The 13,445-nt window shown below is 66.1% G+C and carries 11 protein-coding genes; 4 read left to right on the top strand and 7 right to left on the bottom strand.

Annotated elements, in window-relative coordinates; translation table 11 throughout:
• The first annotated feature begins 124 nt into the window (after positions 1-124).
• Entirely contained in the window at positions 125-2,518 is a 2,394-nt protein-coding gene (locus AC1Q6P_RS08125; RefSeq protein WP_492663133.1) for an ATP-binding protein, read from the top strand.
• A gap of 18 nt (positions 2,519-2,536) precedes the next feature.
• Here the strand turns inward: AC1Q6P_RS08125 and AC1Q6P_RS08130 are convergent, their stop codons facing one another.
• Positions 2,537-2,959 (bottom strand): YbaN family protein, encoded by a 423-nt coding sequence (locus tag AC1Q6P_RS08130; protein WP_207796043.1) that lies wholly within the window; start codon positions 2,957-2,959, stop codon positions 2,537-2,539.
• Positions 2,960-3,059: 100 nt separating this feature from the next.
• On the opposite strand from AC1Q6P_RS08130, the gene AC1Q6P_RS08135 reads away from it, so the two are divergent.
• Positions 3,060-4,223, top strand: coding sequence for an alpha-hydroxy acid oxidase (locus AC1Q6P_RS08135; protein ID WP_492663132.1), 1,164 nt, complete (start codon positions 3,060-3,062; stop codon positions 4,221-4,223).
• 34 nt (positions 4,224-4,257) lie between these two features.
• Here AC1Q6P_RS08135 and AC1Q6P_RS08140 read toward each other — a convergent pair whose 3' ends face one another.
• The 3 genes from AC1Q6P_RS08140 to AC1Q6P_RS08150 form a co-directional block, all read right to left on the bottom strand.
• Complete coding sequence (locus AC1Q6P_RS08140; RefSeq protein ID WP_492663131.1) at positions 4,258-6,444, bottom strand: S46 family peptidase; 2,187 nt, start codon at positions 6,442-6,444, stop codon at positions 4,258-4,260.
• A 159-nt stretch (positions 6,445-6,603) separates the two neighbouring features.
• Positions 6,604-8,760: a S46 family peptidase gene (locus AC1Q6P_RS08145; RefSeq protein ID WP_102770395.1), complete on the bottom strand. Its 2,157-nt coding sequence runs from the start codon at positions 8,758-8,760 to the stop codon at positions 6,604-6,606.
• Between the two features lie 130 nt (positions 8,761-8,890).
• Positions 8,891-9,580, bottom strand: coding sequence for a DUF1826 domain-containing protein (locus AC1Q6P_RS08150; RefSeq protein WP_492663242.1), 690 nt, complete (start codon positions 9,578-9,580; stop codon positions 8,891-8,893).
• A gap of 151 nt (positions 9,581-9,731) precedes the next feature.
• Between AC1Q6P_RS08150 and AC1Q6P_RS08155 the strand changes: the two genes are divergently transcribed.
• Both AC1Q6P_RS08155 and AC1Q6P_RS08160 read left to right on the top strand, forming a co-directional pair.
• Positions 9,732-10,193 carry a Fur family transcriptional regulator gene (locus AC1Q6P_RS08155; protein WP_492663130.1) on the top strand — a complete coding sequence of 154 codons (462 nt, stop codon included), beginning with the start codon at positions 9,732-9,734 and terminating at the stop codon, positions 10,191-10,193.
• Between the two features lie 120 nt (positions 10,194-10,313).
• Positions 10,314-10,577, top strand: coding sequence for a hypothetical protein (locus tag AC1Q6P_RS08160; protein WP_171827824.1), 264 nt, complete (start codon positions 10,314-10,316; stop codon positions 10,575-10,577).
• 106 nt (positions 10,578-10,683) lie between these two features.
• Here the strand turns inward: AC1Q6P_RS08160 and AC1Q6P_RS08165 are convergent, their stop codons facing one another.
• From AC1Q6P_RS08165 to AC1Q6P_RS08175, 3 genes are all read right to left on the bottom strand, one after another.
• Positions 10,684-11,037 carry a hypothetical protein gene (locus AC1Q6P_RS08165; RefSeq protein WP_171827825.1) on the bottom strand — a complete coding sequence of 118 codons (354 nt, stop codon included), beginning with the start codon at positions 11,035-11,037 and terminating at the stop codon, positions 10,684-10,686.
• A 135-nt stretch (positions 11,038-11,172) separates the two neighbouring features.
• Complete coding sequence (gene dcd, locus AC1Q6P_RS08170; protein WP_102769841.1) at positions 11,173-11,742, bottom strand: dCTP deaminase; 570 nt, start codon at positions 11,740-11,742, stop codon at positions 11,173-11,175.
• 59 nt (positions 11,743-11,801) lie between these two features.
• Positions 11,802-13,394: an ABC transporter substrate-binding protein gene (locus tag AC1Q6P_RS08175; protein ID WP_492703133.1), complete on the bottom strand. Its 1,593-nt coding sequence runs from the start codon at positions 13,392-13,394 to the stop codon at positions 11,802-11,804.
• Positions 13,395-13,445: the final 51 nt, after the last annotated feature.

The following is a 13,445-nucleotide window of genomic DNA, read 5'->3' on the forward strand; positions in this document are numbered from 1 at the left end:
TCCCTGTGGCGCCAGGGCTGCGCCCGGATCAACCCGAAGCGCCCCGCCACCGGCGCACTGCTATCCTTGCCGCCATGGGGTGCCGCCCCGGCTCACCCCCGGCCCCCTGGAAAGTGAGCTGCCCTTGCCCAACGCCTGCGCCGCGCCCTCAGCCGTACCGCCCGCGGCCCCGAGCTACCCCTGCCTGGCCGTGCTGCCACCGCTGCAGCGCCTCGATCGGGTGGCGGCGCGCCACCCGCGTCTGGCCCTGCCGGCCTACACGCAACTGATCCAGCAAGCCCGCAGCGCCGGTGCGCTGGAGCTGGCCCTGGATGGCCTCTACGCCCAGTTCTACCTGGCCGAGCGCATGGGCGCGGCGCTGGAGCAGCAAAGCGCCCTCAGCGCCGGCCTGGAAGAGGCGGCTCAGGCCCACCTGACCCTGCAAGCCGCCCGCCTGCACGAGGCCCTGGGCCGAGTGGCCTACCAGCGCGGTGAGTATTTCGAAGCCAGCGAGCAATGGTCGCGCACCCTGGACCTGGCCAACCTGGCCGGCGACCTGCCGGCCGGCGTGGCGGCGCGCATCGGGCTGGGCCAGATCCACTACGCGCTCGGGGCCTGGGACAAAGGCCGGCGTTTTCACCGCGATGCGGCGGAGATGCTGGGCCGCATCGACCACAGCTATCTGGCCGCCAAGCTGGCCCTGAACATGGGCGTGGGCCATTTCGAGAATGCCCAGCTGACGGAGGCCGAACAGCAGTTCCGCCACGGCCTGGCCCAGGCCTTGCGCGGGCCCCACGCCGATTTCATTGGCGAGGCGCACTGGCAGCTGGCACGCACGGCGCTGAGCCTGCACCAGCCCGAACAAGCGGCCAGCGAATGCCAGCAGGCCCTAGGCTGGGCCCGGCGGCTGGGCCACCGCTGGCTGGAAGGCATGGCCTGCCAGACGTGGACCGACATTGCCATCGCCCGCGGCGACCCGACCGAGGCGATCCGCAGCTGCCGCGAGGCCTTGAGTCTGGCCCAGCAGATCCATGCCCGGGCCGGCGAGAGCCAGGCCCATGCCCAGCTGGCCCGCCTGCTGCAGCAGCAGGGCGACACGGCCAGCGCCCTGCAACACCTGTGGCAACACCAGAGCCTGCGCGACGAGATCGAACGCCTGAGCCTGCCCGAGCGCCTGCTGCGCCTGGCCCACTACGACCTCAGCCGCAAGCCGCCCGAGGAGATGCTGCTGGAGCTGTCCAACCGGCATTGGCGCATCGAGAGCGAGGCCGATGTGGTGTTCGCCGCCCGCGAGATGCGCGAGGCCGCGCAGCAAATCATGCAGCTCGATGCGGTGCATTTCTGGTGGGCCAGCGAGAGCGCCGGCGTGCTGCGCCTGCACGACCAGCCGCGCGGTGACGCGGCCAGTACCGCGGCGCCGCCCCTTTCACCGCCCCTCCTGCTGCGCGCGCCGGCCCAGGCGCAGTACCTGCAATTGCTGAATGAGCGCAAGGAGGCGCTGGCCGTGCACGATCTGCGCCTGCACCCCTGCGGCCAGGAGCTGGCCTTGCTGAACCGCCAGGCCCAGGCCCAGACCCAGGGCGCAGGCTCATCCAGCCTGGGCAGCGCACGTTCGCGCATCGAGATCCCGCTGTTTGTGCAGAACCGGCTGGTGGCCCTGCTCTGGCTGGAACAGCATGAGCAGCCGCGCAGCTGGAGCCGCCAGGACCTGCTGCAGGCCAGCCACCTGGGCCGGCTGTTCGAGCGCCTGCTGGTCGGCCATGACCTGGCCTGCGCCCAGCATGCACAGTGGTTGATGGAGCAGGAGAAGGCCGACGCCCTGGGCCGGCTGGTGGCCGGCGTGGCGCATGAGGTCAACACGCCGATTGGCGTGGCGGTGACGGCCGCCTCCAGCGTGTCGGAGAACGCGCTCAAGCTGGCTGCGGTGCTGCGCGGCGAAAAGGTCAGCCGGGCCGAGCTGACCGAGCTCTCCGCGCGGCTGATCAGCGGCAGCGATCTGGTCGAGCGCAATCTGCAGCGTGCCGCGGCCTTGATCGGCAACTTCAAGAAAGTCACCGTGGACCAGGCCTCCGAGGCGGTCAGCGATTTCGTGCTGCTGGACTATCTGCGCAGCGTGATCTCGGTGCTGGGCCCGGCCCTGCGCAAAGCCGCGGTCAGCGTCAGCCTCGATGTCGATGCCGCCATCGAGCTGCATCTGGCCGCCGGCCTGCTGACCCAGGTGGTCTCCAACCTGGTGATGAACAGCATCAACCACGCCTTCCCCGAGGGCCGCGGCGGCCAAATCCGCATCAGCGCCCGCCTCGAGGGCCGCCATGTGCTGATCGATGTGGCCGATGACGGCTGCGGCGCCAGCGCCGATGTGCGCGCGCGCATGTTCGAGCCCTTCTTCACCACCAAACGAGGCAAGGGCGGCTCGGGCCTGGGCCTCTACATCGTGGCCTCGCTGATGGAGCGGCTGGAGGGTGAGGTGGAGCTGCCGCCGGTGGAGCGCGGCCTGTGCGTGCGCCTGCGCCTGCCACGGGGCCGGCCGGGCGGCTGAAGCCAAGCCGGCAGCGCTTCAGTCCGAAGGCGCGCGCGTCGGCAGGCTCCAGAGCCAGGCGGCCACGCAGGCGCAGCAGGCGGCCGGCAACCAGGCCCAGATCAGGGGCAGCTTGAAGGCAGCGACCACGGAGCCGAGAGCCATCATCACGCTGGCCAGCTGCTTGGCGCGCAGGGGCACGGCACGGTTGGCACGCCAATCGCGCACCATGGGGCCGAAAGTGCGGTGCTGCAGCAACCAGCGCTCACAGCGGCTGCTGCCGCGCGCAAAACAAAAAGCGGCCAGCAACACAAAGGGCGTGGTCGGTAGCAGGGGCAGAAAAATACCGACGATGCCCAGGGCCAGGCTCAGCACCCCGCCCAGCAGCCAGATCACACGCAGCCACAGAGGCTGCGTGCCTGCGGCGGCCGCGGGCGCGTCAGATGAGGGTGAGCGGTCCATGGCGCGGCAGTGTAGGCCATTGCCGGCACAGCGCCGGCACGCGGAGCGCTGCCAACAGGCGCTAGGATGAGGTCATCACCACCCTCGCCTGCCTCTCGCCATGCCCGTCATCACCTGCATCGAAGACCTGCGCCAGCTGGCCCAGAAACGTGTGCCGCGCATGTTCTACGACTATGCCGACTCCGGCAGTTGGACCGAAGGCACCTACCGCGCCAATTCAGCGGACTTCCAGGCCATCAAGCTGCGCCAACGGGTGGCGGTGAATATGGAGAACCGCAGCACGGTGGCGCGCATGGTGGGCGTCGATGTGAAGATGCCGGTGGCCATCGCGCCGACGGGCCTGACCGGCATGCAGCATGCCGACGGCGAGATCCTGGCGGCCCGCGCGGCGGAGAAATTTGGCGTGCCCTTCACCTTGTCCACCATGAGCATCTGCTCGATCGAGGACATTGCCGCCCACACAAAAGCACCGTTCTGGTTTCAACTCTATGTGATGCGCGACCGCGATTTCATCGAGCGCCTGATCGACCGTGCCAAGGCGGCCCGCTGCGGCGCCCTGGTGCTGACGCTCGATCTGCAGATCCTCGGCCAGCGCCACAAGGACATCAAGAACGGCCTGTCGGCGCCGCCCAAGCCCACCCTGGCCAACCTGATCAACCTGATGACCAAGCCACGCTGGTGCTTGGGGATGCTGGGCACCTCACGGCGCCAGTTCGGCAATATCGTCGGGCATGTCAAGGGCGTGGAGAACATGGGCTCCCTGTCCGAGTGGACGGCCAAGCAGTTCGACCCGGCCCTCAACTGGGGCGATGTCGAGTGGATCAAGAAGCGTTGGGGCGGCAAGCTCATCCTCAAAGGCATCCAGGATGTCGAGGACGCGCGCCTGGCCGTCGACTCAGGCGCCGATGCCTTGATCGTCAGCAACCACGGAGGCCGCCAGCTCGACGGGGCCGAGTCCAGCATCCATGCCCTGCCCCGCATCGTCGAGGCCGTGGGCCGCGAGATCGAGGTGCATATGGACGGTGGCATCCGCTCGGGCCAGGACGTGCTCAAGGCCTGGGCCCTGGGTGCGCGGGGCACCTACATCGGCCGCGCCTTCCTCTACGGCCTGGGCGCCATGGGCGAAGCCGGGGTGACGAAGGCGCTGGAGATCATCCACAAGGAACTGGACCTGACCATGGCCTTCACCGGCCACACGCGCCTGGAGGGCGTGGACCGCCACATCCTCCTGCCCGGCAGCTACCCGGGCAGCCCGGGCAGCTGACCACAGGCCAGCCCCGGCAGAGGCTGGCCGCGCTTCACAGCGCTTTCATTTCCTTCAAGAGACGCTCGGCCTTGTCCACCACCTTCATCTGCCAAAGCATGTAGCGAGCGTCGAGGCAGATGCTGCGCGTGGTCTTGGGGTTGAAGTCCCAGTCCGAGATCACCGCGTCCAGCGTGCCATCAAACAGCAGGCCGACCAGTTCGGCATTCTGGTTCAGCACCGGCGAACCGGAGTTGCCGCCGGTGGTGTCCAATGTGGCCAGGAAGTTGACGGGCACCGAGTCCAGTTCCTTGACCCCGTACTTGTCGAACTGGCGCGCCTTGATGGCGGCAAGCTGCTCGGCCGGCGCATCGAACTCGCCTTCGCCCTTGTGCTTGGCGACGATGCCACGCAAGGTGGTGAAGGGCGTCCAGGACGTGCCATCGGCGCCCTGGCTGCGGCCGGCGACCTTGCCATAGCTGACGCGCAGCGTGCCATTGGCATCTGGGTAGACGGCCTGGCCCTGGCTGGCCTTGAAGGCGATCAAGGCCTTCATGGTTTCGGCGTAAGCACGCTGGATCTGGCCACCAAGTTCCTTGTCACGCGCTTCGCGGGCACGGTCGTCGTCGTACAGGGCCACCGCGGCGGCGATCAGGCTGTCCTTGCTGGCCTTGAATTCATCCACAGTGCGCGAGAGCCAGGCCATGCGCTCGGTCTTGTCGGCCATCTTGCTGCCGGCGTAGATGGCATCCAGGCGGGCGCGCACGTCCGCCTCGCTCATGCCCTGGCGCAGACCCAGGGCCTGAAGCAGCACCGGGTTCAGCTGCGCCGAGGGCTGGGCCAGATACTGGGCGAAGAAGTAGGCGGCAACGCGCTTGTCCACCTGTTCGTCGTAGCGACGCTCCATGGCCTCGACGGCCTGGCGGCGGCGCTGCTGATCGCGCTGCTGGAAGCCGGGCTTGCGCTCGGCATCAGATTTGAGGTTTTCTTGCGCCTGCTGGTAGAGCGTGCGGGCACCAGTGAGCAAGGTGGTGGAAGCAAAATTGAGCAGCAGCTCGCGGCGGGTGATGGCCTGGCGCTCGTCCAGCAGGCGCTCGACATCGGCCAGGCCCGCGCCGTACTGGGCGCGCCGGCCGGCATCGCCATTCACCCAGGCCTTCAGTGCGGCGAAATCGGCCTGCTTGCGAGCCAGGATGTCGCTGCCCTTCCAGCTCTGCAGCTGGCCTTGCAGGTTCTTGTAGTAGTTGCCGATGCCGGCCACGGTGTTGGCCAGCTTGATCTCGGCGTCACGGCGGCCGGCGGTTTCCTGCTTGATCAGGTCGAGCTGCTTGCCGAAGGCCTTGACCAGCTCGGGGGCCTCCCAGTCGAAGTTGAAAGCCACTTCGGTCGGCAGGCGGTGACGGTCGGTGCCGCCGGGATAACCCGTCACCATGACGAAGTCGCCATCTTTGAGCTGGCTGCTGGCCAGCTTCAGATGGTGCTTGGGTTGGTAGGGCTTGTTGTCGGGGCTGAAATCGGCCGGCTTGCCGTCCGGGCCGACATAGGCACGGTAGAAGCTGTAATCGCCGGTGTGGCGCGGCCACATCCAGTTGTCGGTATCACCGCCGAACAGACCCACGCCCTGGGCCGGGGCATGGACCAGGCGAACGTCGCGAATCTCCATCTGCTTGATCAGCTGGAACACCAGGCTGCCGTAGAAGCGCGCGACGCGGCAGCGGTGGCCGGCGTCCTTCTCGCACTCGGCGACCAGGGCTTTTTCCTTGGCCTCGATGGCATCGCTGCGAGCCTTGCCCTGCAGGGCCGAGGTGGCGGAGTCCATGACCTGGGCACTGACATCACGCACATCCACCGTCACCAGCACGCGGCTGCCCGGTGCGGCCGGCAGCTCGTCCTTGTAATCAGCCGCCAGGAATCCTTTTTTGAGCAGGTCGCGCTCAGGCGTGGAGTTGAATTGGATGCTGCCGTAGGCACAGTGGTGGTTGGTGACCACCAGGCCTTGCGGCGAGACAAAGGAGGCGGTGCAACCGGCGAGGCTGATCACTGCCCCCATGGGGAACTCGGTCAGCTGGCTGAGCTTGGCCGGGTCAATCTTGAGGCCGGCTTGTTTGAGGGCCTTGCTGATCTGCGGCAGCTGCTGCGGCATCCACATGCCTTCTTCGGCCTGGGCAGGCCCGGTCAGCGTAAAGGCCAGCAGCGCCAGCGCGGGAGTTGCGGCCCGCAGGGGCCAAGTCTTGAGTTTCATGCGAAATGTCCGCCCAATGTAGGAACCGAGACCATAACCGCATTTGCGCCCACGGCAGCGTGAGGAGAGGCACACAGACAAACCCTGATGCAGCCATGAAAAAGGCCCTCCTGCGGAGGGCCTGGTTCAGCTCGGAATGCTCGGCATCGAGCCTGCCGATCAGAGGGCGTTGAGCTCCTTGAGCAGGCGGTCGGCCTTGTCCACCACCTTCATCTGCCAGAGCATGTAGCGAGCGTCCATGCAGATGCTGCGGGTCATCTTGGGATTGAAGTCCCAGTTGGAGATGACGGCATCCAGCGTGCCGTCAAACAAGAGACCCACCAGTTCGGCGCGGCTGTTCAGCACCGGCGAGCCGGAGTTGCCGCCGGTGGTGTCCAGCGTGGCCAGGAAGTTGACCGGCACGGAGTCCAGGGACTTGACCGCGTACTTGTCGAACTGACGGGCCTCGATGGCCTTGCGCTGCGCCTCGGGGGCATCAAAGTCGCCCGTGCCGGTGTGCTTGGCGGTGATGCCACGCAAGGTGGTGAAGGCCAACCAGTCGTTGCCATCGGTGCCCGGCTTGCGGCCTTGAACATGGCCATAGCTCACCCGCAAAGTGCCATTGGCATCGGGGTACAGGGCCTCACCCTTGCTGGCCTTGAACGCCAGCAACGCGGCCATGGTGTTGGCATAGGCTTGGTCGATGCGGCCTTCGAGCTCCTTGTCGCGTTTCTCGATGCGCTCGTCTTCCTCGTAGAGGGCCACGGCGGCAGCGATGTAGGCATCCTTGCTGGCAGCGAAATCGGCCACGCTGCGATCCAGCCAGGCCATGCGGCTGGCCTTGTCGGTCAGTTGGGTGGCGGCTTGCAACTCCAGCAGGCGGGCCTTGACGGCGGCCTCATCCATGCCGGCCTTCAGGCCCAGAGCCTTGAGCAGGGGTTGGTTCAGCTGCTCGGCAGGCTGGGCCAGGTACTTGGCATAGAAATGCGAAGCAAGGCGGATGTCGGTCTGTGCGTCGTAGCGGCGGTCTTGCGACTCCAGGCCTTGGCGCAAGCGCAGGGCATCGCGCTCCTGGTAGCCGGGCTTGCGCTGGGCATCGGGCAACAGGCGCTGCTGGGCATTCTGATAAAGACCGCGGGCGGTGCCCAAGAGGCGAGGCGCGTAGGCGCGCAGGCTGGATTCGGTGCGAGCCAAGGCCTGGCGCTCGGCCAGCAGGCTTTCAACGGCAGCCAGGTCGGCGCCGTACTTGGCGCGGCGAGCAGCGTCGCTGTTCACCCAGGTCTTGAGCTCTTCGAAGGACTTGCGCTTACGCTCCAGGATGTCGCTGCCGGCATAGCTGGCCATCTGGCCCTGCATGTTCTTGGAGGCATTGCCCAATCCGGCCACCGTGCCGGCCAGCGCAATCTCGGCCTCGCGACGACCACTGGTTTCCTGCTTGATCAGGTCCAGCTGGGTCAGCATATTGCGGATGCCTGTGGGCTGGGAAAAGCTGAACGCGAAATCCACTTCCTGCGGCAGACGGTGGCGTTGGGTACGGCCGGGGTAGCCGGTGACCATAACGAAATCGCCTTCGTTCAGCGGCGTGGTGGCCAGCTTCAGGTGGTGCTTGGGCTGATACGGCTTGTTGTCGGGGCTGAAGTCGGCCGGCTTGCCGTCCGGGCCGACGTAGGCACGGTAGAAGCTGTAGTCACCCGTGTGACGCGGCCAGATCCAGTTGTCGGTGTCGCCACCGAAACGGCCCACCATATCGGCCGGCGCATGAACCAGGCGCACGTCGCGGATCTGCATCTGCTTGATCAGCTGGTATTGCAGGCCGCCGTAGAAGCCAGCCACGCGGCAGCGGTAGGCCTTGTCCTGTTCGCAGGCGGCAACCAGGGCTTTCTCCTTGGCTTCGATGGCATCCACCCGGGCCTTGCCGGAGAGGGCGGCGGTCTTGGCGTCCAGCACCTGGGCGGTGACGTCCTTGACCTCTTCGGTCACGAAGATGCGGCTGCCCGGCGCGGCCGGCAGCTCATCCTTGAAGTCCGCGGCCAGGAAACCGTTCTTCAGCAGGTCGCGCTGCGGCGTCGAGTTGTACTGGATGCTGCCATAAGCGCAGTGGTGGTTGGTGACCACCAGGCCTTGCGGCGACACGAAGGACGCGGTGCAGCCGCCCAGGCTGACCACGGCCCCCATGGGGAACTCGGTCAGCTGGTTCAGGCGGCTGGGGTCGAGCTTGAGGCCAGCGGACTTGAGCTGCTTGGCGATCTGCGGCAATTGCTGCGGCATCCACATGCCTTCGGCGGCATGGGCCGTGGTGATGGCCAGCAAAAGGCCGGCAGGAATCAGACGTTTCATGGGGATGACGAAGCAGTTGAAAAACAAGCCCGGAACGATACACAGCCCAAAGACACATGACTAAAGGCATCCCGGCCGAAACGAGCCCGCATGACCTAGGACATTCCCGCATGCGGTCGACGCACATCTCTCAAGCCAGCGCGTCGAACGGCGCGGCGACCAGACTCAAGGCCCAGGGCCTGGGGCGCCCATCGGCCACGAGAAAACGCGGACGCCGGTGCAGCATGCGGCCGCGGGCATTGAAGACCACCACATCCATGGGTGCCAGCGCTGAAGCCGAGGCGCGGTCGGGTATCATCCAGGCGGTGTCCAATGCCGCACGGCTGCCCATGCGGCACTCGCTGGCCGGGCCACGATAGCTGCAGACCAGGCGCAGCGGCGCCCCCATGCACAGCCATTGACGGTCCACCTCGCTGCGCAGATCCCCCAGGCGCAGCGAAACGTGTTCGCACTCGCTCAGGCGCGCGAAGCGTTTCACCAGATGCATGAGGTCGGCCAGCAGCAGATTGCGCATCTCGCTCGCTGACAGGCCGGCCGCGTCCAGGGCTTGCTGCACCTCTTGTTCCAGCCCTTGGGCATCGGCCACGCGATGCAGGCTGGGCAAGACCGTCTCAGGCAAAGCATCCATCCAGGCCTGAAAGCCCTTCGGCGCCGAGCGCTGCCAGACCGCCAGATCAGGCCCACCGCCATGACGGCGGGGCGGCCCCACGTGCGCCAGCACCTCGGGCGACGCCGCGACATGAGCGCGCGGGTGCAGGACTGGCTGGAGCGGCGTCGGCTGCGGGCTCAAGCCACGGCTCGGGGCCATCAAGGGAAGCATGGCATTCAAGGGCGCGTCTCCGTTCGTGCGATCAGGCATTCCGGCCGGGCCGGGACCATGGCTCGCATTATTCGATATTGATAACGCATTATCAAGATTGCCGATGCGACAATCCTGCGCACGCTCAACCCGCACAGGCTTTTCACACGCCATGGAACGCACCACACGCCAACGCACTGCCATCCGCGACGCGATCGCCACTGCCGGTCGACCGCTCTCCCCTCAGGAAGTGCTGGATGCCGCGCGTGTGGACGTGGAAGCGCTGGGCATGGCCACGGTCTACCGCAACCTCAAGCTGCTGCTGGAAGACCAGTCCATCAGCCTGGTTCAGCTGCCGGGCGAAGGCCCGCGCTACGAGCTGTCCGGCCATGCCCACCATCACCATTTCCAGTGCACCTGCTGCCAGCGGGTGTTCGATGTCGAGCGCTGCCCGGGCGATCTGGCCCAGCTGGCGCCACCAGGCTTCAGCGTCGACAGCCACGAGATCACCCTCTACGGCCGTTGTGTCGACTGCCAGGAACCGCAGCGCAGCAAGAAGCGGCCCGCAACGGCTGCGCCCCCGGCCACGGGACACAAGCAAGGCGCCACGCATTGCCAGCACAAGCACCGCTGATGGGCCTGGCCCCAAAAAAATAGGCTGGTGCAGCACTGGAACTTGAACGCCGACTCGCCGATATTCAATCTGACGCCAAGCTGACAAGCCCATCCGGCGTCCAGAATCGGGGAGCTGCTCATGACGCTGCAACAGGTCTCTCAGGTCATCCGCTGGCTGCGCCTGCATGCGCGCGACCACCGCCTTGAAGCGCAAGCCTGGGATGTGATCCTCACCGTCTGGCTTTTGGGCTGGGCAGGCTTGCCACCCTCTTTGCTGCTGCACGAATGGCAATGGCTGCCTTTGTGCCTGCTGGGTTTTCTGATGCCCAGCCTGTACGCCCATCTCAGGCGGCAACTGCACCGGCGCGGCCAGCTGCGCTGTGATTGGTTGACGGCCTTGTGAACCCGGCAACAAAAAGGCCCTCGCTGTGCGAGGGCCGATGGCGGCAATACCAGCCGGGCAGCCGACGGGCCGAGGCGGGCCGTCGCAGGCGGGTGAGACAGCGGGCTCAGTGCATCAGGCCAATCCACTCACCGGCGCGCTGATAGTCGCTGAACAGGCGCAGGGCCAGGGCACGCAGTCCCGGGTTGGAGCAGGCATGGGCCCGCGCCAGGCATTCGAAGGCATAGAGCCGGTCGTAAAGCATGCGGGTGGGTTGCAGCTGTTCGCCCTCATCGGCCATCAAGGCCTGAAAGCAATGCAGATCGGACAAGGCCACCGGGCCGGCAATCGGCAGGTCCAGCTCAGGCGCGGCGCGCATGTCCATGCGCAGGCTGCTCGGGCTGTCGGCATTCAGCGTGAAGTCCAGCGGGATCGGTGCGCCGGTGTTCAGATCGGGCAGGAGATGCAGCGGGATGATCATGGGGGGCCTCGCGGTTCCGGCCTGCACAGGACCGGGATGGCGCCATGATGCCGGCCGCGGCCGAAACTTAAATGCGAAACAGCCGGTGATTCACCGGCTGTTTCCGCTCAAGTTGGCGCGAGCCCGAGCCGGGGGTCAGGTCTTCGGCAAGGTGACGCCGCGCTGGCCTTGGTACTTGCCGCCACGGTCCTTGTAGCTGGTCTCGCAGACCTCGTCGCTCTCGAAGAACAGCACCTGAGCGCAGCCCTCACCGGCGTAGATCTTGGCGGGCAGCGGCGTGGTGTTGGAAAACTCCAGCGTCACATAGCCTTCCCATTCGGGCTCGAAGGGCGTGACGTTGACGATGATGCCGCAGCGCGCATAGGTGCTCTTGCCCAGGCAGATGGTCAGCACATTGCGCGGGATGCGGAAGTACTCGACCGTGCGGGCCAGCGCGAAGCTGTTGGGCGGGATGATGCAATGGTCGCCTTCCATGTCGACAAAGCTCTTGTCGTCGAAATTCTTGGGGTCGACGACGGAGCTGTAGACGTTGGTGAAGACCTTGAACTCGGGCGCGCAACGGATGTCGTAGCCGTAGCTGGAGGTGCCGTAGCTGACGATCTTCTCGCCGGCCGCGTTGGCGCGGATCTGGCCGGGCTCAAAAGGCTCGATCATGCCGTGCTGTTCGGCCATGCGGCGGATCCACTTGTCGCTCTTGATGCTCATTGCTGACGGTCCCTCGTTGCTATGGCCGGCATTTTAGGCGTGAGCTCGGACAGCCTCTCTCAGGGCTTGAGCGTCACACCATCAAAGCGGTACTGCCCGCTCGGCGCCAGCTTGAAACCCTGAATCGACTTGCGCACCGCCACCGCCACCTTGCCATGCGCAATCGGCGTCCAAGGCAACTGGGTCAGGGCCAGGCGCTGCGCCTGGCTGTAGAGCTTCTTGCGCTCGGCGGTGTCCAGGGTCTGGCGGGCCTTGGCCAGGGTGGCGTCATAGCTCTTGTCGCACCAGAAGCTGCCACTGGCCGCGCCGCAGGCCAGCTGACCCAGGGTGGAGGCAGGGTCGTCCTCGCCGTTCCAGCCAATCAAGGCGGTGTCATGGTCGCCCTGGTCCACGCGCTTGAGGTACTCACCCCATTCATAACTGACGATCTTGGCGGTGACGCCGATCTTGGCCCAATCGGCCTGGATCATCTGCGCCATCAGCTGGGCATTGGGGTTGTAGAAGCGTTGCACCGGCATGGCCCAGAGCGTCAGGCTCAGGTCCTTGACGCCGGCGCTCTTGAGCAGCTCGCGCGCCTTCTCGGGTGAATGCGGCGCGGTCTTGATGCTGGCATCAAAGGCCCAGCTGGGCGGCGCGACCAGCGAGTTGGCCGGCTCGCCCGCGCCGCCAAACACCGTCTTGACCAGGGTGCTCTTGTCGATGGCCATGTCCAGAGCCTGGCGCACGGCCAGCTTGTCCAGCGGCGGCTTCTTGATGTTGTAGGCCAGGAAGCCGATGTTCAGGCCCGGCACACTGTGGATCTGGATGGCCGGGTCGCGCTCCAGCTCGATCAGATCGGCCTGATTGGTCAGCGCCGCAATGTCGCACTCATTGCGACGCAGGCGCTGGGTGCGCACATTGCGGTCGGTGGTGATGGCAAAGACCAGCTGTTCCATCACCGGCCGGTCACTGCGGAAAAAATCCGGGTGGCGGGTGTAGCGCAAGATGCTGTCGGCCTGGTAGCTCTTGTAGACAAATGGCCCGGTGCCGACCGGCAGGCTGTTGATCTGCGCCGCCTTGCCGGCCTTGAGCAGCTGCGCCCCATACTCGGCCGACTGGATGCCGGCGAAGGCATAGGTCAGCAGGTTCAAAAACGTGGCATCGACACTATGGAAGCGAATCTGCACCTCGTCATCGGCGATGCGATCCACGCCAGCGATCAGCTGCTTCCAGCCCGCCGAGATCACATACGGCGAAACAATGGGGTGGGCCTTGGAAAACGGGTGCTGCGGGTCCAGCAATCGCGCGAAGGTGAAGATCACATCGTCGGCATTGAAGTCCCTCGTGGGCTTGAAGTAAGCCGTGCTGTGGAACTTGACGCCGTGGCGCAGCTTGAAGCGGATGCTGCGCCCATCGGCAGCCACGGTCCAGCTCTCGGCCAGCCCCGGGATCAGCCGGTCCGTGCCCGGCTCATTGTCGATCAGGCCATCAAAAATCGGATACGTGGCCGCATGGTCGATGCCCGAGTCGCTGTTCGCCGGATCGAAGCTCTTGGGGCTGCCCTGGGCGCAAAAACGCAGAGTGCCAGCCACCTTGATGGGGGCGGCCAGGGTCTCAGCCACGCCGCAGGCGACGAGCAGGCCAAGCGCTACAGCGCGCAGGGAAACAGACAATGAGATGGGCATGAAGTTTCGGCGAATCGCTTGACGGCGAAGAGCGTGGCG

This window comes from Roseateles sp. GW835-FHT13E02 (assembly GCF_058794035.1).